A 21278-nucleotide genomic window follows, 5' to 3' on the forward strand; every position below is an offset into this window, starting at 1 on the left:
CCCCGTCGCGCGCCACAACCCGCGCGCCCCCGCCATGTTGCGGCCATGCGTCGTCGTGCGGGAACGGTAGGAAGGCATCAATCTCGTCCTTGGCTAAGAGGCTAGGGGGCGCCCTGATCGGCGGCGGGCACAATAGGTCCGAGGCGCCGCATATGCCATCTTTTTCTGACGCCGCGGCATCGCGCCTTTTCCGGCAGGCCGATGGAGACATAAAAATCAGCGGCGGTGTCGGAATCCCCATTGCTGCCGCGTCCTCGGTCCACAGTCCGCCACCGATCACCCCACGACAGATTGCAGGGAGCGAGGAAATGCAGAAAATCACCCCATGCCTGTGGTTCCGGAACGAGGCCGAGGAGGCGGTCGACTTCTATGTCTCGATCTTTCCCGACGCGAAGAAGGGAAACGTGCTGCGGAGCGGCGAAAGCGGCCCCGGGCCCGCGGGCAGCGTCATCATGGTCGAGTTCGAACTGGCCGGCCAAGCCTTCCAGGCGCTGAACGGCAACATGGAAGATCCCTTCAACAATGCCATCTCGCTGTCCGTCGACTGCAAGGACCAGGCCGAAGTCGACTATTACTGGGACAGGCTGATCGGCGACCGCGGCAAGGAGATCGCCTGCAGCTGGCTGAAGGATCGCTACGGCGTGTCATGGCAGATCGTGCCCGCCATCCTGCCGAAACTGCTTCGCGACCCCGACAAGACCAGGGCGGCGCGCGCCATGCAGGCGATGCTGAACATGACCAAGATCGACATCGCCGCGCTGGAAAAGGCCGTCGCCGGCTGAGCGGGCCCCCCCAAAAAAGCAAACAGCCCGGCCAAGGCCGGGCTGCTTTTTTGCAGGCGGCCGCCGCTCAATGGGAGGCGGCGGGCTCGGCCTCCGGCGGCGGCGTCTCATGGGCATAGGCATCGCCATGATCCTTGCTGGCCAGGAAGGTGTAGAACATCGGCACGACGAACAGCGTGAACACGGTGCCGATGAGGATGCCGGAGAAGATCACCAGGCCCATGGAGTAGCGGGCGGCGGCGCCCGCGCCCTGGGCGGTGATCAGCGGCACCACGCCCAGCGCCATCGCCGCCGTGGTCATCAGGATCGGCCGCAGGCGCACCTTGGCCGAGGCCACGATGCCCTCGCGCCGCGACAGGCCCTGTTCGGCGCGTAGCTGGTTGGCGAATTCCACCAGCAGGATGCCGTGCTTGGTGATCAGGCCGATCAGCGTGATCAGGCCGACCTGGGTGTAGATGTTGAGCGTGCCCAGGCCCAGATTGAGCGGCACGATGGCGCCGAAGATCGACAGCGGCACCGACATCATGATGATGAGTGGGTCGCGGAAGCTCTCGAACTGGGCGGCCAGCACCAGGTAGATGACGACCACGGCGAGGCCGAAGGCGATCAGGATGGTGTTGCCCTGCTCCTTTTCAAGACGGGACTGGCCCGAATAGTCCATGAAGAAGCCCGTCGGCATCAGCGGCCGCGCGATCTCCTCGATGGTCTGCACGCCCGTGCCGGTGGTCACGCCGGGCACCGGCAGCGCCGAGATCGTGGCCGAGTTCAGCTGGTTGAACTGGTCGATCGACGCCGGCGAGGAGTTGGTCGAGATCTTCACCACGGCCGACAGCGGCACCATCTCGCCGGTGGAGGCGCGCACGAAGAACTCGCCCAGCCGGTCGGGATTGTTGCGATATTCCTGCGGCACCTGCGGAATGATGTCGTAGGAATTGGAGTCGCGGTCGAACTGCGCCACCTCGGCCCCGCCCACCAGCAGGCCGAGCGTGGTGCCGATGTCGCTGATGGGAATGTTCAGCGCGGCGGCGCGGTCGCGGTCGATGGTGATGGTGACCTGCGGCGCGTCGTAGGACAGCGAGTTCTGCACGATGATGAACCGGCCGGAAGCCTGCGCCTCCTGCTTGATCTTCTCGGCCACCTCATAGACCTGGCTGGCCTCGCCCGTCGACTGGATGACGATGGAGATCGGCAGGCCGCCGCCGGCGCCCGGCAGCGAAGGCGGCGCGAAGACCAGCGCCTCGACGCCGGCCACCTTGGACAGGCGGCCCTGAATGTCGGTCTGGATCTCCTTTTGCGAGCGCGAACGCTCGGCCCAGTCCTTGAAGGCCCAGATGGCGAAGCCGCTGTTGGTGCCACCGCCGATGCCGACCACCGAGAAGGCGGCGCGCAATTCGGGCAGGTCCTCGGTCAGCTCGTAGATCTGGTCGAGATAGACGCTGGTATAGTCGGACGTCGCATAGCGCGGACCGGTCACCAGCGAGAACAGCGCGCCCACGTCCTCCTCGGGCGCCAGTTCGCTGGAGGTCTTGAAGAACATGAAGCCGGTCACCGACACCAGCGCGATGACGATCATCAGCGTCACCGGGCGGTATTTGAGCGAACCGGACACCAGCCGCTCGTAGCGGTTGGCGACGCGGTCGAAGGTGCGGTCGACGAAGGCGGCAAAGCGGCTGTGGCTGCCCGACTTGAGGATGCGCGCCGACATCATCGGCGTCACCGTCAAGGCGACGACGCCGGAAATGACCACGGCGCCGGCCAGCGTCAGCGCGAATTCACGGAACAGCGCGCCGGTAAGGCCGCCGGTGAAGGCGAGCGGAGCGAACACAGCCGCCAGCGTGATCGTCATCGACACGACCGGACCGGTGATCTCGCGCATGCCCATGAACGCGGCGTCCATCGGACTGAGGCCTTCCTCCATGTGCCGGTGGATGTTCTCCACCACCACGATGGCGTCGTCGACCACCAGGCCGATGGCCAGAACCATGGCCAGCAGCGACAACAGGTTGATCGAATACCCCATCAGGAACAGGAAGAAGCCGACACCGATCAACGACAACGGAATGGTGATCACCGGCATCAGCACCGAACGCAGCGAGCCGAGGAACAACAGGATGACGAGGATGACGATGATCACGGCCTCGCCGATGGTCTTGAAGACCTCCTCGATCGAGGCGCTGATCTGGTCGGTCGCGTCATAGACCAGGGTGATGGTCATGTCCTGCGGCAGGCTGGCCTGAATGTCGGGCAACTCCCGCTCCACCGCTGCCGCGGTGTCGAGCGGATTGGCCGACGGCGTCGGGAAGATGCCGATGAAGGTGCCTGGCTTGCCGTTGAACACCACGCGCGTGTCGGTGCTCTCGGCGGCCAGCTCGACCCTGGCCACGTCGCGCAGGCGCACGACATTGTCGCCGTCGGACTTCAGCGGCAGGGCACCGAAGGATTCCGGCGTCTGCAGCGTCGATTCCAGCGTGATCGACTGCGCCACATATTCGTTCTCCGTCTTGCCCGGCGCAGCCAGGAAGTTGGAGTTGTTGATGGCGCCCAGCACGTCGGCGGCGGTGAGGCCGCGCGCGGCGAGCCGGATGGGATCGATCCACACGCGCATCGAATAATTGGCCGCGCCCAGCACCTGCACCTGCGCCACGCCCTCGATGGTCGACATGCGCGGGCGCAGAACGCGCTCGATATATTCGGTGAGCTGCTCGGCCGTCATGTGCGGGTTCTGCACCGCCAGATACATGATGGCGAACTGCTGGCCGGTGCCCTTGACGATGGTCGGGTCCTTAGCGGCGCTCGGCAGCTCGCCGCGCACCTGCTGCACCTTGGACATCACCTCGGTCAGCGCCGTATCGGGATTGGAGCCGAGCTTCATCTGCACGGTCACCACCGACGACGACGGCATGCTTTGCGAGCTGACATAGTCGATATTCTCGGTGGTCGCGACCGCCTCGGCGATCGGCGAGGTGATGAAGCCCTGGATCAGGTCCGGGCTGGCGCCGGCATAGACCGTCGTGATGGTGATGACGGTTTCGTCGACCTTCGGATATTCACGAACCGACAGGTTGAACAGGCCCTGGAAGCCGAGCAGCAGGATCAGCAGCGCGACAACGGTCGAGAGGACCGGGCGTCGGATGAAAAGCGCGGAAAAATTCATTCGGCGTTGCTCCGCGGCTGCCCGGCTGAAGACGGGTCGATGGTGTTGTCGACGGTGACGGGCGAGCCGTTGGCGAGGCGGTTCTGGCCGGCGGTGACCACCTCGTCACCGGCCTGGACACCGCGCACGATCTCGACGCGACCGTCCGAGCGGCGGCCGATGGTGACGAAGACCTGCGTGGCGACCTGGCCTTCCTTGGCCCCCTCGTCGGCCCCGGCGGCCGGCTTTTCGGCGGCGGGTTCTTCCGCCGGCTTGTCCTCGGCCGGCTTGTCCTCCGCGGGCGCGGCCACGGCGGCGCCGGTCTCGGCATTCTTCGGCTCGGCTTCCGTCTTGCCGGCCGGGCGCACGACATAGACATAGTCGCCGTAAAGGCTGCTGACCAGCGCCGTCTGCGGCACGGCAATGACATCGCCCTCGCTCGGCAATTCGACGCGCACCTGGAGGAACTGGCCCGGGCTCAGGCGGCCATCGGGATTGGCGATCTCGGAGCGGACCGAAACGAGGCGGCTGACCGGGTCGATCTTGGGGTCGATGCCGGTGATGGCGCCCTTGTAGGGCATGTCGTCGCCGTTGAAGCCGTACCGGACCGGCTGGCCGATCTTCAATTCGGGGAAGCGCTGCTCGGCCACGGTGAAATCGGCACGCAGCCTGTCGAGGTCCTGCAAGGTGGCGACCGGATTGCCCGGAGCCACATACTGGCCCTCCTCGATGCGCGGAATGCCGATGGTGCCGGAGAAAGGCGCCTTGAGCAGCTTCTGGTCGAGCACGGCCTGCAGCTTGGCGACCTGAGAAATCGAGGTCTGCCAGCTCGCGCGCGCCGCGTCGAGCGTCGCATCGGTGCCGACGCCGCGCTTCTGCAAGGCCACGGCGCGGTCGAGCGCCTGCTTATCGAGCGCCTCCTGCGTCTTGGCGGCCTCGAGATCGGCCTTCTGCACGGCGTCGTCCAGGCGCACCAGCACCTGGCCCTGTTCGACCTTCTCATTGGCCTTGAACAGGATTTCCTTGACGATGCCGGTCGTCTCGACCGTCAGGTCGACGCCGCTGGCGGCCGAAACCGTGCCGATGGCCTCGATGCCCGGCGTCCAGGTCATCGGCTCGACCTTGACGGTCGACACCGTCAGCGGATTGACCGGCATGTTGGCGAAGAAGTCCTGGATCGCCTTGTCGCGGAACAGGTTGAACCCGACAATGCCGCCGCAGACGATCACGAGGAGGATAAGGGCGATAATGAAGCGCTTGATCAAGGTGGTCCCTCTCGGTCGGCTGGTCTGGAGTCAGCTTTCGGGCAGCGTGGCGTAAATTCGGGGCTCTCTACTGTACCGTCTGGACGGTATTGTCAATTGGGTTTAGGCTTCGTATGGGGAGCGCCTATGAAACCCAGAAAGTCAAATTCACGCGATAGAATCCTCGTGGCGGCAGCCGATGTAGCGCGAGAAGCCGGTCCCGGCAATCTCTCGCTCGACGCTGTTGCCAGCCGCGCCGGTATATCGAAAGGCGGCCTGCTTTACAATTTTCCGAGCAAGGCGAAGCTCATGCAGGCGCTGGTGGAGCAGCATTTGCAGGACTTTCACGCGGCGCTGGAAGCCACCCACGCCGCCGACAAGCGGGAAAGCCTGCTGTCCGCCTATATCAGGCTTTCGGTGCAGGAATGTCAGGAGACTGAAGCCGCGGCCTCCTGGATTTTCTCGGCAATTGCCGAGGACCCGGAATTCCTGACGCCATTGAAGTCGTTCAAACACCAGCTTTTCGAGCGCCTGAAGTGCGAAACGCCGGATCTGAAGGCGCTGCTGGTCACCTATCTGGCGATCGAGGGGCTGCGCAGCATGACCCTGTTCGAATTTCACGCCTTGGGCGAGCAGGACCGGCAGGTCCTGGTCGACGCGCTGCTCGACATGGCCAAAAGCTGAGCCGCCTCCCCGCCCTTTCGGGCGAATCAAACTCTCCGGACATCCCTCGTTCGCCCCGCGCCCCCCAGGACGCCCAAAGCGGACGAAGAGGCACAAAGGCCGTTGCCGTCAAAACCGGAAAGACACAGCTTTCAACCCGGGACCTTTTCGGCCGGCGGCGGCTGGCGCACCGCAGCGGCGGCCTCGACGACCAGTCTGTCGAAGCCCGCACCGCCCGCCTCGATCATCTCGAAGAACTGGCGGCGCATGCGCGGCTCCCAGAACTTGTTGATGTGCTCGGCCACCCCGGCGACGCCTTCTTCGTGCGGCTTGGAGTGGAAGAATTTCGCGATCTGGTTGGCCTGGTAGACGAGTTTGTCAGGCGACATGCGTGGCAACTCCGGAAACGACACGGTCGGGGTGGGTGAAGATGTCGAACTCGTCGCCGCGCACCAGCGCCACCAACGTCATACCGGCCGCATCGGCCGTGCGGATGGCGAGCGCGGTCGGCGCCGAGACGGCGATAATGAGGGGCGAGCCGATGGATGCGGTCTTCTGCACCATCTCCACCGACACGCGCGAGGTGACGACGACCGCGCCGCCGGCACCGGCAATGCCGGCGCGCGACAACGCCCCGGCGAGCTTGTCGAGGGCATTGTGGCGGCCGACATCCTCGCGCGCCATCACCACGCCCTTGCCGGGAATGTAGAAACCAGCCGCATGGACGGCCCCGGTCTGCCGGTGCAGGGGCTGCTGCTGCGCCAAAAGCCGCACCGAGCGGGAAATGTCGTCAGGCGTCAGCGCCAGCCTGGGCGCGCCGACGGCGGGCACGGCGCGCATCGCCTCCTCGATCGATTCGATGCCGCACAGGCCGCAGCCCACCGGGCCGGCCAGCCGGCGCCGCCGCGCCTCGAAACGGGTGTTGGCGACGTCGCGGAGGCGGATCTGGATGTCGATGCCGGCGCCGAGGTCCTCCACCTCGACCGCCTCGATCTCGTCGGCGGCCGCGACGATGCCCTCGGTGATGGAGAAGCCGAGGGCGAAATCCTCGAAATCGGCCGGCGAGGCCATCATCACGGCATGGGTGGTGCCGCCATAGGAAAGCGCGATCGGCGTCTCCTCGGGCACCATGCGATCGGCGGTCGAAATGCTTTCGGCCCGATGGGCGATGCGCCGTGTCGCGGTCACCACGGGGCGCGCATCACTTTCCTTTGCCGGGGAAGGCCAGGCCTCACCGGAAGGGCAGGCAGCGGAATGCGTCACGTCAGGTCGGCTCATGGCGCCAATCATAGCACCCGGCGCGGCATCCGGCACCCCGCCGCGCCCGGGCGCCCGCCTGCCGGTCCGGACGGAATGCCCGTCCGGCATCGGAAAGAAGAGGCGCCACGGCCGGCCGCCTCACTCTGCGGCCGCCAAGGGCGCGATGCGCCGGCTGCGGCGGGCCTGCTCCTCATATTCGACCTGCCAGTCGCTCGGGCCGTTGGACGGCGCGATCTGCACGGCGGTGACCTTGTATTCGGGGCAGTTGGTCGCCCAGTCCGAATACTCGGTGGTCACCACATTGGCCTGGGTCAGCGGATGGTGGAAGGTCGTGTAGACCACGCCCGGCGACACCCGGTCGGTGATCAGCGCCCGCAGCGTCGTCTCGCCGGCGCGGCTGGCCACGCGGACCCAGTCGCCGTTGCGGATGCCGCGATGCTCGGCGTCGTGCGGATGGATCTCCAGCCGGTCCTCGTCATGCCACACGACATTGTCGGTGCGCCGCGTCTGGGCGCCGACATTGTACTGGGACAGGATGCGCCCGGTGGTGAGCAGCAGCGGGAAGCGCGGACCGGTCTTCTCGTCCGTCGCCACATATTCGGTACGGATGAACCTGCCCTTGCCGCGCACGAAGCCGTCGACATGCATGATCGGCGTGCCCTGCGGCGCCTTGTCGTTGCAGGGCCACTGCACCGAGCCCATCTCCTCGATCAGGCCGAAGGAGACATTGGCGAAGCTCGGCGTCGTCGCCGCGATCTCGTCCATGATCTCGGAGGGATGGGTGTAGTTCCAGTCGAGACCCAGCGCACGGGCCAGCTCCTGCGTCGCCTCCCAGTCGGCATAGCGGGCCTTGGGCTCCATCACCTTGCGCACGAGGTTGATGCGGCGCTCGGCATTGGTGAAGGTGCCGTCCTTCTCCAGGAAGGTCGAGCCCGGCAGGAAGACATGGGCGTAGTTGGCCGTTTCGTTCAGGAACAGGTCCTGCACCACCACGCATTCCATGGCGGCAAGGCCGGCGGCGACGTGATGGGTGTCGGGGTCGGACTGCAATATGTCCTCGCCCTGCACATAGAGGCCACGGAACGTGCCCTCCACGGCGGCGTCCAGCATGTTGGGAATGCGCAGGCCCGGCTCGTTGTCGAGCTTCACGCCCCATATCTCCTCATAGATGGCGCGGGTCGCGTCGCCGGAGATGTGGCGGTAGCCCGGCAGCTCGTGCGGGAAGGAACCCATGTCGCAGGAGCCCTGCACATTGTTCTGCCCGCGCAACGGGTTCACGCCGACGCCCCGGCGGCCGATATTGCCGGTCGCCATCGCCAGGTTGGCGATGCCCATGACCGCGGTCGAGCCCTGGCTGTGCTCGGTCACGCCGAGGCCGTAGTAGATCGCGCCGTTGCCGCCGGTGGCGTAGAGGCGCGCCGCCCCGCGGATGTCCTCGGCCGGCACGCCGATATAGGCGGCAACGGCCTCGGGGCTATTGGCCTCGTCAGCGACGAATTCGGCCCAGTCCTGGAAGGCGTCCCATTCGCAGCGCTCGCGCACGAACGCCTCGTCGACCAGCCCCTCGGTGACGATGACATGGGCGAGCGCGGTGAGCATGGCGACATTGGTGCCCGGCCGGAGCGGCAGGTGATAGTCGGCCTTCACATGCGGGCTCTTGACCAGGTCGATGCGGCGCGGATCGATGACGATCAGCCGCGCGCCCTCGCGGATGCGCTTCTTCATGCGCGAGCCGAACACCGGATGGGCGTCGGTCGGATTGGCGCCGATGACGAGGATGACGTCGGTGTTCTCGATCGAATCGAAATCCTGCGTGCCGGCCGAAGTGCCGTAGGACTGCCCGAGGCCATAGCCGGTGGGCGAGTGGCAGACGCGGGCACAGGTGTCGACATTGTTGTTGCCGAAGCCCTGCCGCACCAGCTTCTGGACGAGATAGGTCTCCTCGTTGGTGCAGCGCGAGGAGGTGATGCCGCCGACGGCGGTGCGCCCGTACTGGTACTGGATGCGGCGGAACTCGCTGGCCGTGTGGGCGATCGCCTCCTCCCACGTCACCTCGCGCCACGGATCGGAAATCTTCTCGCGGATCATGGGCTTAAGGATGCGGTCCTTGTGCGTGGCATAGCCATAGGCGAAGCGGCCCTTGACGCAGCTGTGGCCGTGATTGGCGTCGCCGCCCTTGTAGGGCATCATGCGCAGCACCTGGTCGCCCTTGACCTCGGCCTTGAACGAGCAGCCGACGCCGCAATAGGCGCAAGTGGTGACCACCGAGCGCTCCGGCATGCCGTGCTCGAGCACCGTCTTCTCGCGCAGCGCGTCGGTCGGGCAGGCCTGCACGCAGGCGCCGCAGGACACGCATTCGGACTCGACGAAATCCTCGCTCATGCCGGCCACGATGCGCGAATCGAAGCCCCTGCCCTCGACGGTCAGCGCGAAGGTGCCCTGCACGTCCTCGCAGGCGCGCACGCAGCGCGAGCAGACGATGCATTGCGAGGCGTCGTAGGTGAAGTAGGGGTTCGATTCGTCGCGGACCAGATAGTCGATGTTGAGCGAACCGTTGCCCGGCGCGACATGGTTGCGGCCGTCATGACCGTAGCGGTTCTGTTCCAGCCCCACCTGCGCGGCGACCCTGTCGAACTCGCTCTGGCCGGTGCCGCGTTCTTCGTTCCAGCCGCTCGGATGGTCGGAGACATAGAGCTCCAGCACGCCCTTGCGCAGCGCGTCGAGCCGCTCGGAACGGGTGTGGACGACCATGCCTTCGCCGACCGGCGTGGTGCAGGAGGCGGGCGTGCCGTTGCGGCCCTCGATCTCCACCAGGCAGATGCGGCACGAGCCGAAGGAATCCAGCATGTCGGTGGCGCACAGCTTCGGAATCTCGATGCCGGCCTCCATCGAGGCGCGCATGATCGACGTGCCCTCGGGCACGGTGACCGGCTTGCCGTCGACGATCAGCGTCACCTGCTTTTCGGCCTGCGATTCAGGCGTGCCGTAGTCGATTTCGTGGATCAGACCCATGGCTCAGGCTCCCAGAAAAGAAACATAGCACCCAAAGACGGCGCAATCGCGGAAACGGGCGCGGAAATGGAGATGTGTGGACATGGCTATTCCGCAGCCTCCCGCACCGGCGCCGGCTTGAAGTCCTCGGGGAAGTGCGTCAGCGCGCTCATCACCGGATAGGGCGTGAAGCCGCCGAGCGCGCACAGCGAGCCGAGCTTCATGGTGTTGCACAGATCGGTGACCAGTTCGATCTGGCTGTCCGGCGCGATGCCGGCGGCCAGCCTGTCCAGCACCTCGACGCCGCGCGTCGAGCCGATGCGGCAGGGCGTGCACTTGCCGCAGCTTTCGATGGCGCAGAATTCCATGGCGAAACGCGCCTGCTTGAGCATGTCGGCGCTGTCGTCGAAGACGACGATGCCGGCATGGCCGATCAGCCCGTCCTTGGCCGCGAAGGCCTCGTAGTCGAAGGGCGTGTCGAACAGGTCGCGCGGGAAATAGGCGCCGAGCGGACCGCCGACCTGCACCGCCTTGACCGGCCGGCCGGTCGCCGTGCCGCCGCCGATGTCGTCGACGATCTCGCCGAGCGTCAGGCCGAAGGCCGTCTCGAACAGGCCGCCATGGCGAATGTTGCCGGCGATCTGGAGGGGGATGGTGCCGCGCGAACGGCCCATGCCGAAATCCTTGTAATAGGCGGCGCCCTTGTCGAGGATGATCGGCACGGAAGCCAGCGAGATGACGTTGTTGATCACCGTCGGCCTGCCGAACAGGCCCTTGTGGGCCGGCAGCGGAGGCTTGGCCCGCACCATGCCGCGCTTGCCCTCGAGGCTGTCGAGCAGCGCCGTCTCCTCGCCGCAGACATAGGCGCCGGCGCCGACGCGCACCTCCATGTCGAAGGCCCGGCCGGAGCCCAGCACGTCCGGCCCAAGCACCCTGGCGCGGCGTGCGATCTCCACCGCCCGGCGCATGGCGGCAACCGCATGCGGATATTCGGAACGGATATAGATGAAGCCCTTGGTCGCGCCCGTGGCGAGGCCGGCGATGGCCATGCCCTCGACCAGCACGAAGGGGTCGCCCTCCATGATCATGCGGTCGGCAAAGGTGCCCGAATCGCCCTCGTCGGCGTTGCAGACGATGTATTTGCGCACGTCGCCGGTATCGAGCACCGTCTTCCACTTGATGCCGGTCGGGAAGCCGGCGCCGCCGCGCCCGCGCAGGCCCGATTCGGTGACCTCGGCCACGATCTCGGCCGGCGCCATGGAAGCCGCCTTGCGCAAGCCGGCAAGGCCGCCGTGGCGCTCATAGGCCTCCAGCGAGAACGGATCGGTGATGCCGCAGCGGGCGAAGGTGAGGCGGGTCTGGCGTGCGATGAAGGGAATCTTTTCCGGATCGCCCAGCGCCAGTTCGTGGGCGCCGCCCGACAGGAAACCGGCATCGAACAGGCCCTTGACCTGCGACGCCCTTACCGGACCGTAGGCGACACGTCCCGCATCGGTCTCGACCTCGACCATCGGCTCAAGGAAATAGGCGCCGCGCGAGCCGTTGCGAACGATGCCGGCCTCGATGCCGCGCTGCTTCAGCTCGGCGGCAATGGAAGCGGCCACCTTGTCGGCGCCGAGCGCCAGCGCACCGGAATCACCGGGGATGTAGATGACGGGGTTCATGCGCGCACCTCCGCGACGATCTCGTCGACCTTGTCGGCATCGATGCGGCCGATGACCTCCCCGTCGAGCATGGCGGCGGGCGAGCAGGCGCACAGGCCGAGGCAATAGACCGGCTCCAGCGTCACCCGCCCGTCCGGCGTGGTCTGGTGGAAATCGATGCCCAGCGCCTGCTTGAGACGCGCCGCGACGTCGTCCGAACCCATGGACTGGCAGGATTCCGCCTGGCAGACCTTCAGCACATGGCGGCCGGCCGGTTGCTTGCGGTAGTCGTGATAGAAGGAGACGACGCCATAGACCTCGGCGCGCGACAGGTTGAGGCCCTTGGCGATGACCGGCAGCGCCTCCTGCGGCACATAGCCGAACTCCTCCTGCACCTCGTGCAGGATGGGCAGAAGCGGCCCCTCCATGCCTCTCATGCCATCGACGATCGACGCGACCTGCGCTTCGATCTCGGTACCTGCGCCCTGCACGACCATGCAGCGCCCTCCCTGAATAGAATGCCAGCTTTCGCTAAGTCGTTATGCAATCAGAGAATAACGCCCTTATCAATAGCTGCTTTCCGTGGCGTGATAGAATTTTTCTATCGACGCCCAGTGAAATATCCTAACTGCTAGGAAAATAATAGCTTATTTCTCGCGCTGAAAATAGCGCGCCAGCGCCATTGCCTCGTTCAGAAGCGCCGAAACCAGCGGCGTGTGCGGCATGCGCGGCGCCGCGACCAGCCCCACCGTATGGCTGGCGTCGGGCTCGACGATGGGAATGGCCCTTATCGGCTCGGAAAAGCCGAAGGTCTCGGTCAGGGTGAGCGGCATGATCGACGACCATTTGCCGGTGCGGATGTGCGAGAACAGCACGATCATGGAATTCGATTCCAACGTCGGGCGTATCTGCACGCCGGCTTCGCCCAGATGCTGGTCGATGATGCGGCGGTTCTGCATGTCGGGCGTCAGCAGGCACAGCGGCAGCCGGCTCACTTCCGCCCATGAGACCTTGTCGCGGTCGGCCAGCGGATTGCCGCTGGAGGTGATGAGCTGGTAGCGCTCGTGATAGAGCGGCACGCTGGTCACCCGACCGAGCGGCTCGTTGTCGAGATAGGTGATGCCGGCATCGACCTCGAAATTGCCGAGCAGCGACAGGATCTCGATTGAGGTGCGCGACAGGATCGAGAAGGTCACGCCCGGATGCTTCTCGCGGAACGGCGTGGTCAGCCGCGGCATCATCGCCAGCGCGGTGGGGATGGCGGCGATGCGGATGCGCCCGGAAAGGCCGTGGCGGGCGGCGCGCATCTCCTCGCGCATCGCCTGCGCGTCGCCGACGATGCGCCGCGCCCAGCCCAGCACCTGTTCGCCCTCGGGCGTCAGCCCCTGGAAACGCGAGCCGCGCTTGACCAGCATCACGCCGAGCTGGTCCTCGAGTTGCTTGATCGCCGCCGAAAGCGTCGGCTGGGTGACGCCGGACACTTCCGCCGCACGGCCGAAATGCTCCTCGCGGGCCAGGGCGATGAAGAATTCCAGCTTGTCGATCATGGGTCAGGGGTCCGCTGCGGATGTCGTTATTTCTAAAGTCGGGGAATTCGCCACGGTGCGCAAGCCGGGCGCGCCAAACAGGCGGCTCGCGCCCGGCTTCCACATTTTTCAGCCAACTATGTGTTTGCAGCGGGCCAAAGCGGCGCTAAGGGGAAACATCGGTAACCGACGAAAGATCCGACATGCTTGGCTGGTTCAGGAAGCTGCTTCCGCGCGAGGACGGGTTCTTCGATCTCTTCGAGCGCCATTCCCGCACCGTGGTGGAGGCCGCCGAAGCGCTGCAGCGCCTGCTTGCCGGCCAGGACGTCGCCCGCAACGGCGACGAGATCGTGCGGCTGGAAAAGGAGGCCGACACCATCACCGCCGAGGTGATGCTGGCCGTGCGCCGCTCCTTCATCACCCCCTTCGACCGCAGCGACATCCAGGACCTGATCCAGTCCATGGACGACGCCATCGACATGATGCACAAGACCGTCAAGACGGTGCGCCTGTTCGAGAAGACCGAATTCGACCCGCTGATGCAGGAAATGGGCATCGCCATCGTCGAGGCCGCCCATCTGGTCGCCGAGGCGATCCCGCTGCTCAACAAGGTCGGCCAGAACGTGCACCGGCTCACCGCCATCGCCGAGGAGGTGGTGCGGGTCGAGGAGCGCTCCGACGATCTGCACGAGCGCGGGCTGAAGGATCTCTACCACCGTCACGGCAAGGGCGACGCCATGAGCTATTTCGTCGGCTCGGAACTCTACAGCCAGCTCGAAAAGGTCGTCGACAAGTTCGAGGACGTGGCGAGCGAGATTTCCGGCATCGTCATCGAGAACGTCTAGCAGAACATGGACGCCACCCTCGCCCTCCCGCTGCTGATCGGCCTGATCGGCGTCGCCCTGTTCTTCGACTTCCTCAACGGCTTGCACGATGCGGCGAACTCCATCGCCACCATCGTCTCGACGCGGGTGCTGCGGCCGCAATATGCCGTGTTCTGGGCGGCTTTCTTCAACTTCATCGCCTTCCTGTTCTTCGGCCTGCATGTGGCCGAGACGCTGGGCACCGGCATCGTCGATGCCAACATCGTCTCGCCGGGCGTCATCTTCGCCGCCCTTGCCGGCGCGATCGCCTGGAACATCATCACCTGGCTGGCCGGCATCCCGTCGAGCAGCTCGCACGCGCTGATCGGCGGCCTTCTGGGCGCGGGCATCGCCAGGGCCGGGCTCGACGCCGTGGTGTGGACCGGCGTGCTCAAGACGACCTCGGCCATCGTCCTGTCGCCGCTGACCGGCTTCGTGCTGGCGCTTCTTCTGGTGCTGGCCGTGTCGTGGCTGTTCGTGCGCCAGACCCCGTTCGCGGTCGACCGCTCGTTCCGCGTGCTGCAATTCATCTCGGCCTCGCTCTATTCGCTCGGCCATGGCGGCAACGACGCCCAGAAGACCATGGGCATCATCGCCGTGCTGCTCTATTCGCAGGGCATGCTGGGCGACACTTTCTACGTGCCGCTGTGGGTGGTGCTGACCTGCCAGGCGGTGCTGGCGCTGGGCACACTGTTCGGCGGCTGGCGCATCGTCCACACCATGGGCTCCAAGATCACCCGGCTGAACCCGATGCAGGGTTTTTGCGCCGAAACCGGCGGGGCGCTGACCCTGTTCGGCGCCACCTGGCTCGGCATCCCGGTCTCGACCACCCACACCATCACCGGCGCCATCGTCGGCGTCGGCGCGGCCCGCCGCGTCTCGGCGGTGCGCTGGGGCATCGCCGGCAACATCGTCGTCGCCTGGGTGGTGACGCTGCCGGCCACCGCCGCCATCTCGGCCCTCACCTATTATGTGACCCATCTGGCAGGATGACGCAGCCGGCGGCGCTTGGAGCCGCCGGGCTTATGCAGTATCCCAGGGGACGCCATCGGCAGCAGACCCAGGCATGAGGTACACGCAATGTCCGTCACCAAGGAACTTGTCACCGAGCGGTTGAGAAGCGTGAGCGGGCCGGATTTCTCCGGCAACATCGTCGATCTCGGCATGCTTTCCGAAATCTTCATCGCCGACGGCAAGGTGTTCTTCTCCATCACCGTGCCGGCCGAGCGGGCCGACCACATGGAGCCGCTGCGGGCGGCCGCCGAACGCGTGGTGAAGGCCATTCCCGGCGTCACCGGCGCGGTGGTGACGCTGACCGCCGAGAAGAAGGGCGGCGGCATGGAGGCGGCCCCTCCGCCCCGCCCGGCCCCGCCGAGACCGGTGCCGCAGAGGGCGGCCGCGCCGGCCGCGCGCACCCCACCGCCGGCACCGCCTTCGCGCGCGCCGGGCAAGCGCGGCGTGCCCGGCATCGACGCCATCATCGCCGTCGCCTCCGGCAAGGGCGGCGTCGGCAAGTCGACCACGGCCGTCAACATCGCGCTCGGCCTCGCCGCCAACGGGCTGAAGGTGGGCGTGCTCGACGCCGACATCTACGGCCCCTCCATGCCGAAGCTGCTCGGCATCCACGGACGCCCCGAGAGCGCCGACGGCAAGATTCTCAAGCCGATGCTCAACTACGGCCTCAAGGTCATGTCGATGGGCTTCCTCGTCGACGAGGAGACGCCGATGATCTGGCGCGGGCCGATGGTCGTTTCGGCCCTCACCCAGATGCTGCGCGAGGTGGACTGGGGCCATCTCGACGTGCTGGTGGTGGACATGCCGCCCGGCACCGGCGACGCCCAGCTCACCATGGCCCAGCAGGTGCCGCTGGCCGGCGCCATCATCGTCTCGACGCCGCAGGACCTGGCCCTCATCGACGCCCGCAAGGGGCTGAACATGTTCAGGAAGGTGGACGTGCCGCTGCTCGGCATCGTCGAGAACATGAGCTATTTCATCGCCCCCGACACCGGCAAGCGCTACGACATCTTCGGCCATGGCGGCGCCAGGCGCGAGGCGGAGCGGCTCGGCGTGACCTTCCTCGGCGAAGTGCCGCTGGAGATGGGCATCCGCGAAAGCTCGGACGCCGGCCGGCCGGTCACCGTCAGCCGGCCGAACGGACCGGAAGCGGCCGTCTACCGCGACATCGCCGCCCGGGTCTGGCAGCGGCTGCAGGAGGAAAAGGGCGCCGGCGCCAGCGGCCCCGCCATCGTGTTCGAGTAGGAACGTCCTTTCAGGCAGCGGGCCACCGGCGTGGCCCGCCAGGGCCCGGACGGCCGCATTGTGTTAGCCGTTGCTTACCTTTTCGCCGAAGGTCGAGAAGAACTCGCCGGCCAGCTTCTTGGAGGTCGAGGTGATGAGGCGGCTGCCGAGCTGGGCGATCTTGCCGCCGACATCGGCCTTGGCCTCGTATCGAAGCAGGGTGGCGTCCGGTCCGTCCTCGCTCAGCGTCACGTCGGCGCCGCCCTTGGCGAAGCCGGCTATGCCGCCCTTGCCCTCGCCCTGGATGGTGTAGGAATGCGGCGGCTTCAGGTTCTTCAGCGTCACCTCGCCATTGAAGGTCGCCTTGATCGGCCCGATCTTGAGCACCACCGTGGCGGCGAGATCGGTGTCGGACTTCTTCTCCAGGCTCTGGCAGCCGGGTATGCTTTCCTTCAATATTTCGGGATCGTTCAGCGCCGCCCAGACCTTGTCGATGGGCGCGGTGATGCGTTCCTCGCCTTCAATCACCAGAGCCATGAAAGCCTCCTCTCCAACCGGGGCAAACGGTAGCGCGGGCAGGGGCCCGTGTCCATTGCGCCGGAGCGGCTGCGGGCCTGTCCGTTCAGTAAAAGCCGATCGGGAAATAGCGCAGGTAAAGCTCGGCGAAGATGCCCTTGGCCGAAATCTCCTGCAAGGCATAGTCGAAGGCGGCCGGCAGCAGCGCATCGTCGGCGCGGGTGGCGATAGCAAGCCCCGTGCCCAGATATTCGGGGGCCAGATAGGGGCCGCCGGCGAAGCGGCAGCACTTTTCCGACTCCGCGTCGGCCAGCCAGAAGGACAGGCGCATGCCGTCGCCGAAGGCGGCGTCGATCCGGCCGGCCTTCAACTCGGCATGGAGCGCCTCCTCGTCCGGCAGCGGCACGGCCTTCACCCCGCCGAAATAGTCCTGCAACATGCGTTCATGCGCCGACCCGGCGACAACACCGACCGGCTTGCCCTGCAGGCGCTCGTAGATCGGCTCCGACAGCGGCTTCGACTTCAGCACCACGAAGCGGGCGGGAAATTGCAGGTAGGGGCGCGAGAAGGCGTAGGCGGCGCGGGTTTCGGCCGTCACCGCCAGCCCGGCGACGATCGCCTCGCCCTCGCCCAGTTCCAGCGCCGCCTGCAGCTCGTCCCACGGCACCGCCTGGATCTGGCATTTGTCGGCAAGCTCGAGCCGGGCGCAGATGGCGCGGGCCAGATCGACGTGGAAGCCGGACAGCCGCCCCTGGTCGTCGAGGAAGTTGAAGGGCGGGAAATCGGTGGTGGTGAGGAAGCGCAGCCTCGGCAGCGCCGAAAGATCAGGCTTGGGCAACCGCTCCTTGGCGTCCCACAACAGCGGAATCTCCGGCTCCTGCGCACGCGCGCCCGGCAGCAGGCCGGCAAGGAGAAGAGAGAAGGCGACAACAATCCGGAAACGCACGATTCGATATCCGACCGACCTGGAACCGCCCGCTTTTCCTATGAAATCGCAGCCGCGACAAGTTTTACCCTGATATTCACGGCATTTAGCTGCATTCTATGCGCAGTGATGCCACAATTTGCCTTAACATGCCGGGCTGCGGATGGTCGGCTGCGGCAAAAGCTGTCACACTGATTCATGCGCATGCAAGACCGCCGCGGGCAGGCCGGAGCGCCCTTCCGCCGACGGCCGGCTCTTTGGAGATGGCGAAGTGAAAGGTCTACCCGGTTTCGGCAAACCGAGACGGCAGCGTTCGGTTCAATATGGATACAGCGCGCCCGCCGCGCACTGGCACCGGATCAGGGAACACGCCCCCCTCGTCATCGCCGCCCTCGGCAGCTTCGTCTTCGTCGCCATCGCCGCCACCGCCATATGGTTCGCCCTGCCCCGCGACGACCGGCAGGTGCTGGCGGACGCGACGCCGCAGGAGATGACGAGCCCGCCCGTTGCCGAGGCGGAAGCCGCCATCGCCGAACCGCCCGCATTGCAGGCCGCCACACCCGCCGAAGCCGCGCCGGCGGCCGTTGCGGCGGCGCCCGCACCCCAGCCTGAAAGCACCGGCGAGCCGGAACTGGAGCCGCTGGCGCTGATGGAAGAGCCGCAGGTGCCGGCGCTCGACGCCAAGGCCGCCGCGGCGATCATCGTCACCGACGGCGAGGTCGGCGACACGGCCGAACCAGCCAGCGGGCCCCAGACCGCCGCCATTCCGGCCCCGAAGCCGAAACCGCCTGAACCGAAAGCGGACACGCCGAAAGCAGCGGCCGCCCCCGGAAACGGCCGCATCATCCGCGGCGTCACCTTCCGCGCCGGCCCCGGCGGCTCCGCCATCGGCACCATTCCGGCCGGCACCAACGTCAAGGTCATTTCCTGCGGAAGCTGGTGCGAGATCGTCCACGACGGCAAGCAGGGCTTCGTCTACAAGACCTTCCTGAAGCGGGACTGAAGCATTTTGCAGCCAGACGGAATCGTCTGGCGTCGCACAAATGCGGCTAAGAAATCGGGTAACCGCCCGCGCCGTTCTCCACTCAGATGCAGCGGCCGCCGTCCACCTCCAGCGCAACGCCGGTGATGAAGGAGGCCTCGTCCGAGGCCAGCCACAGTGCCGCATTGGCGATGTCGAGCGGGGTCGACAGCCGCCCCAGCGGCACCGAGGCGCGGAACTTCTCGCGCAGTTCCGGCGTGTCGGACCCCATGAAGCGCTCCAGCATGGCGGTGTCGCCCGCCACCGGGCACAGGCAGTTCACCCTTATGTTGTGCGGCGCGAGTTCCACCGCCATCGACTTGGTGGCGGTGATCGCCCATCCTTTCGAGGCATTGTACCAGGTGAGCCCAGGGCGCGGCCGGAGGCCGGCGGTCGAGGCGGTGGTGAGGATGACGCCGCCGCCCTGCCTCTGCATGGTCGGCACCACCGCCAGCGTGCTGTAGTAGATCGCCTTCATGTTGACGGCGGTGATCAGATCGAAGGTCGCTTCGTCCACGCCCAGCAGGTCGCCGTTGCGGTGGGTGAAGCCGGCATTGTTGACGACGATGTCGACCCGGTCGAAGGCGCTCTTGGCGGCATAGACCATCTGTTCGACATCGGCGCGCTGGGAAACGTCGGTGGTGACGGCGATGGCGCCGTTGCCGATCTCCTCGGCAACCTCGGCGGCGCCGCGCGCGTTGAGGTCGGCCACCACCACCTTCGCCCCTTCTTCCGCGAAACGGCGGGCGATGCCCTCGCCGAACCCCGCCGCCGCCCCGGTGACGATGGCGACCTTGTCCTTCAATCTCATGTCCTGCTCTTTCGCCTGTTGCCCTGTCTGTAACTGAACGCTTACCGATGGTCGAACACGACCGTCTTGGTCGCCGACATGTCGTAGAGCGCCTCGAACCCCTTCTCGCGGCCGTGGCCCGAGCGGCCGAAACCGCCGAAGGGCAGCTCCACGCCGCCGCCCGCGCCATAGCTGTTGACGAAGACCTGCCCGGCTCGCACCCGCTTGGCCAGCCGGTGCTGGCGCGCGCCGTCGCGCGTCCAGATACCGGCGACGAGGCCGTAGTCGGTGCTGTTGGCGAGCCGCACCGCCTCGTCCTCGCCCTCGAAGGAAAACAGCGACAGGACCGGCCCGAAGATTTCCTCCCGGGCGATCCTCGCCGCCGGATCGACAGCGCCGAACAACACCGGCGCCGCGTAGAAACCGCCCTGCGGGGCATGCTCGTCCACCCGGCCGCGCGCCAGCACGGAAATGCCGGACGCCTCGGCCTCCTCCACCATGGCGGCGACGCGGGCCTGCTGGCGGGCGCTGACCAGCGGGCCGAGATCGCGTTCGGGGTCGGCATCGTGCGGGCCGGCGACCAGCTTCGCGAAACGGTCGGCCAGCGCGTCGGCCAGTGCGTCATAGGCCGGCCGCTCGATCAGCACGCGGCTGCCGGCCGAGCAGGTCTGCCCGGCATTCTGGATGATGGCGTTGACCAGCACCGACAGCGCTTTGTCGAGATCGGCGTCGGCAAAGACGATCTGCGGCGATTTCCCGCCAAGCTCCATGGTCACGCCGCGATTGTTGAGGGCCGCCGCCTGCTGGATGGCGGTTCCGGTCGCGGGCGAGCCGGTGAAGGTGACGTAATCGACCCCCGGATGGCCGGAAAGGGCTGCGCCCGCCTCGCCTCCGGTGCCGGTCACCACATTGAAGACGCCTTCGGGAAAGCCGGCCTCCAGCCCCAGTTCCGCGATGCGGATGGTGGTGAGCGAGGCGTCCTCGGCCGGCTTCACCACCAGCACATTGCCCATGGCGAGCGCAGCACCCGCAACCCGCGCCAGGATCTGCAAGGGATAGTTCCATGGAATGATGCCGGCGACCACGCCATGCGGCTCGCGCAGGGTCAGCGCCGTATAGCCGTCGAGGAAGGGGATGGTGTCGCCATGGAGCTTGTCGGCCGCGCCGCCGTAGAACTCGTAATAGCGCATGGTGGCCGTCACATCCGCGCGGCCTTGCCTGAGCGGCTTGCCGGTGTCGCGCGATTCGAGCGCCGCCAGTTCCTCCGCATGGCGCTTGACCAGTTGGCCCAGCCGCGTCAGCAGCCGCCCCCGCTCCACCGCCGGTATGCGGCCCCACGGTCCCTCGTCGAAGGCCCGTCGCGCGGCGCGCACCGCAAGGTCGACGTCCTCGGCCGAGGAGGCGGGAATGGTGGCGAACACCTCGCCGTCCGAAGGGCAGGTCACATCGATGCGCGCGCCCGACACGGCTCCGGTCCGCCTGCCGCCGATGACCTGCCGCCAGGCCGCCGGTGCGGCCGCCCTTGTCAGCGAATCACCATCCATGACGCGTTTTCTCCCCTGCGCTCACCTTGGTTCGACATGCCCGCCGCCCTAGAATGATGTGGTGGCCGGGTGGTGCAAGCGTCGCGCGCCGCCCGGTCCCGACCTGCGATTGGTAACAATGCCAGCGCTGCGACGCCAT

Annotated in this window: 18 protein-coding genes; 6 read left to right on the forward strand and 12 right to left on the reverse strand. The window is 66.7% G+C overall.

The window, feature by feature from the left end; all coding sequences use genetic code 11:
* Window positions 1-308: 308 nt before the first annotated feature.
* Complete coding sequence (locus ABID37_RS05170; RefSeq protein ID WP_354193066.1) at window positions 309-782, forward strand: VOC family protein; 474 nt, start codon at window positions 309-311, stop codon at window positions 780-782.
* Between the two features lie 67 nt (window positions 783-849).
* Here ABID37_RS05170 and ABID37_RS05175 read toward each other — a convergent pair whose 3' ends face one another.
* Together ABID37_RS05175 and ABID37_RS05180 are read right to left on the reverse strand one after the other, a co-directional pair.
* A complete protein-coding gene (locus tag ABID37_RS05175) occupies window positions 850-3936 on the reverse strand; it encodes an efflux RND transporter permease subunit (RefSeq protein WP_354193067.1) in 3087 nt (1028 codons plus the stop codon).
* Entirely contained in the window at window positions 3933-5180 is a 1248-nt protein-coding gene (locus ABID37_RS05180) for an efflux RND transporter periplasmic adaptor subunit (RefSeq protein ID WP_354193068.1), read from the reverse strand. The genes ABID37_RS05175 and ABID37_RS05180 overlap by 4 nt, the downstream gene beginning before the upstream one ends.
* Before the next feature lie 126 nt (window positions 5181-5306).
* Between ABID37_RS05180 and ABID37_RS05185 the strand changes: the two genes are divergently transcribed.
* Window positions 5307-5843, forward strand: a complete 537-nt coding sequence (locus tag ABID37_RS05185; protein ID WP_354193069.1) for a TetR/AcrR family transcriptional regulator — start codon at window positions 5307-5309, stop codon at window positions 5841-5843.
* Window positions 5844-5974: 131 nt separating this feature from the next.
* Here the strand turns inward: ABID37_RS05185 and ABID37_RS05190 are convergent, their stop codons facing one another.
* The 6 genes from ABID37_RS05190 to ABID37_RS05215 form a co-directional block, all read right to left on the reverse strand.
* A complete protein-coding gene (locus tag ABID37_RS05190; RefSeq protein ID WP_354193070.1) occupies window positions 5975-6211 on the reverse strand; it encodes a formate dehydrogenase subunit delta in 237 nt (78 codons plus the stop codon).
* Window positions 6201-7100 (reverse strand): formate dehydrogenase accessory sulfurtransferase FdhD, encoded by a 900-nt coding sequence (gene fdhD, locus ABID37_RS05195; protein WP_354193071.1) that lies wholly within the window; start codon window positions 7098-7100, stop codon window positions 6201-6203. The genes ABID37_RS05190 and fdhD overlap by 11 nt, the downstream gene beginning before the upstream one ends.
* A gap of 120 nt (window positions 7101-7220) precedes the next feature.
* Entirely contained in the window at window positions 7221-10094 is a 2874-nt protein-coding gene (gene fdhF / locus ABID37_RS05200) for a formate dehydrogenase subunit alpha (RefSeq protein ID WP_354193072.1), read from the reverse strand.
* An 86-nt stretch (window positions 10095-10180) separates the two neighbouring features.
* Window positions 10181-11737, reverse strand: coding sequence for a formate dehydrogenase beta subunit (locus ABID37_RS05205; protein ID WP_354193073.1), 1557 nt, complete (start codon window positions 11735-11737; stop codon window positions 10181-10183).
* Window positions 11734-12213 carry a formate dehydrogenase subunit gamma gene (locus ABID37_RS05210; RefSeq protein ID WP_354193074.1) on the reverse strand — a complete coding sequence of 160 codons (480 nt, stop codon included), beginning with the start codon at window positions 12211-12213 and terminating at the stop codon, window positions 11734-11736. The genes ABID37_RS05205 and ABID37_RS05210 overlap by 4 nt, the downstream gene beginning before the upstream one ends.
* Window positions 12214-12363: 150 nt before the next feature.
* On the reverse strand, window positions 12364-13263 hold the full coding sequence (locus ABID37_RS05215; protein WP_354193075.1) for a LysR family transcriptional regulator: 900 nt from the start codon (window positions 13261-13263) through the stop codon (window positions 12364-12366).
* A gap of 182 nt (window positions 13264-13445) precedes the next feature.
* Here ABID37_RS05215 and ABID37_RS05220 point away from each other — a divergent pair, with 182 nt between their 5' ends.
* The 3 genes from ABID37_RS05220 (at window position 13446) to ABID37_RS05230 (ending at window position 16364) form a co-directional block, all read left to right on the forward strand.
* Window positions 13446-14087 (forward strand): DUF47 domain-containing protein, encoded by a 642-nt coding sequence (locus ABID37_RS05220; protein ID WP_354193076.1) that lies wholly within the window; start codon window positions 13446-13448, stop codon window positions 14085-14087.
* A 6-nt stretch (window positions 14088-14093) separates the two neighbouring features.
* Entirely contained in the window at window positions 14094-15098 is a 1005-nt protein-coding gene (locus ABID37_RS05225; protein WP_354193077.1) for an inorganic phosphate transporter, read from the forward strand.
* 87 nt (window positions 15099-15185) lie between these two features.
* Window positions 15186-16364 carry an Mrp/NBP35 family ATP-binding protein gene (locus ABID37_RS05230; RefSeq protein WP_354193078.1) on the forward strand — a complete coding sequence of 393 codons (1179 nt, stop codon included), beginning with the start codon at window positions 15186-15188 and terminating at the stop codon, window positions 16362-16364.
* 63 nt (window positions 16365-16427) lie between these two features.
* Here ABID37_RS05230 and ABID37_RS05235 read toward each other — a convergent pair whose 3' ends face one another.
* Both ABID37_RS05235 and ABID37_RS05240 read right to left on the reverse strand, forming a co-directional pair.
* Window positions 16428-16880: an SRPBCC family protein gene (locus ABID37_RS05235; RefSeq protein ID WP_354193079.1), complete on the reverse strand. Its 453-nt coding sequence runs from the start codon at window positions 16878-16880 to the stop codon at window positions 16428-16430.
* Between the two features lie 85 nt (window positions 16881-16965).
* A complete protein-coding gene (locus tag ABID37_RS05240) occupies window positions 16966-17805 on the reverse strand; it encodes an ABC transporter substrate-binding protein (protein WP_354193080.1) in 840 nt (279 codons plus the stop codon).
* Window positions 17806-18055: 250 nt separating this feature from the next.
* On the opposite strand from ABID37_RS05240, the gene ABID37_RS05245 reads away from it, so the two are divergent.
* The gene (locus ABID37_RS05245; RefSeq protein WP_354193081.1) at window positions 18056-18787 is read left to right on the forward strand and encodes an SH3 domain-containing protein; all 732 of its coding nucleotides are present in this window, start codon (window positions 18056-18058) and stop codon (window positions 18785-18787) included.
* An 82-nt stretch (window positions 18788-18869) separates the two neighbouring features.
* Here ABID37_RS05245 and ABID37_RS05250 read toward each other — a convergent pair whose 3' ends face one another.
* The gene (locus ABID37_RS05250; RefSeq protein ID WP_354193082.1) at window positions 18870-19616 is read right to left on the reverse strand and encodes an SDR family oxidoreductase; all 747 of its coding nucleotides are present in this window, start codon (window positions 19614-19616) and stop codon (window positions 18870-18872) included.
* A 41-nt stretch (window positions 19617-19657) separates the two neighbouring features.
* Complete coding sequence (locus ABID37_RS05255; protein WP_354193084.1) at window positions 19658-21139, reverse strand: aldehyde dehydrogenase family protein; 1482 nt, start codon at window positions 21137-21139, stop codon at window positions 19658-19660.
* Between the last annotated feature and the right edge of the window lie 139 nt (window positions 21140-21278).

It is taken from the genome of Aquamicrobium terrae, from assembly GCF_040545735.1.
Taxonomy (GTDB): Bacteria; Pseudomonadota; Alphaproteobacteria; order Rhizobiales; family Rhizobiaceae; genus Mesorhizobium; species Mesorhizobium terrae_A.

Excerpts from the sequence above, each read along its gene's own strand:
- ABID37_RS05170 (WP_354193066.1), top strand. The coding sequence starts at position 309 with ATGCAGAAAATCACCCCATGCCTGTGGTTCCGGAACGAGGCCGAGGAG.
- ABID37_RS05175 (WP_354193067.1), bottom strand. The coding sequence starts at position 3,936 with ATGAATTTTTCCGCGCTTTTCATCCGACGCCCGGTCCTCTCGACCGTT.
- ABID37_RS05185 (WP_354193069.1), top strand. The coding sequence starts at position 5,307 with ATGAAACCCAGAAAGTCAAATTCACGCGATAGAATCCTCGTGGCGGCA.
- ABID37_RS05190 (WP_354193070.1), bottom strand. The coding sequence starts at position 6,211 with ATGTCGCCTGACAAACTCGTCTACCAGGCCAACCAGATCGCGAAATTC.
- fdhD (WP_354193071.1), bottom strand. The coding sequence starts at position 7,100 with ATGAGCCGACCTGACGTGACGCATTCCGCTGCCTGCCCTTCCGGTGAG.
- fdhF (WP_354193072.1), bottom strand. The coding sequence starts at position 10,094 with ATGGGTCTGATCCACGAAATCGACTACGGCACGCCTGAATCGCAGGCC.
- ABID37_RS05205 (WP_354193073.1), bottom strand. The coding sequence starts at position 11,737 with ATGAACCCCGTCATCTACATCCCCGGTGATTCCGGTGCGCTGGCGCTC.
- ABID37_RS05210 (WP_354193074.1), bottom strand. The coding sequence starts at position 12,213 with ATGGTCGTGCAGGGCGCAGGTACCGAGATCGAAGCGCAGGTCGCGTCG.
- ABID37_RS05215 (WP_354193075.1), bottom strand. The coding sequence starts at position 13,263 with ATGATCGACAAGCTGGAATTCTTCATCGCCCTGGCCCGCGAGGAGCAT.
- ABID37_RS05220 (WP_354193076.1), top strand. The coding sequence starts at position 13,446 with ATGCTTGGCTGGTTCAGGAAGCTGCTTCCGCGCGAGGACGGGTTCTTC.
- ABID37_RS05225 (WP_354193077.1), top strand. The coding sequence starts at position 14,094 with ATGGACGCCACCCTCGCCCTCCCGCTGCTGATCGGCCTGATCGGCGTC.
- ABID37_RS05230 (WP_354193078.1), top strand. The coding sequence starts at position 15,186 with ATGTCCGTCACCAAGGAACTTGTCACCGAGCGGTTGAGAAGCGTGAGC.
- ABID37_RS05235 (WP_354193079.1), bottom strand. The coding sequence starts at position 16,880 with ATGGCTCTGGTGATTGAAGGCGAGGAACGCATCACCGCGCCCATCGAC.
- ABID37_RS05250 (WP_354193082.1), bottom strand. The coding sequence starts at position 19,616 with ATGAGATTGAAGGACAAGGTCGCCATCGTCACCGGGGCGGCGGCGGGG.
- ABID37_RS05255 (WP_354193084.1), bottom strand. The coding sequence starts at position 21,139 with ATGGATGGTGATTCGCTGACAAGGGCGGCCGCACCGGCGGCCTGGCGG.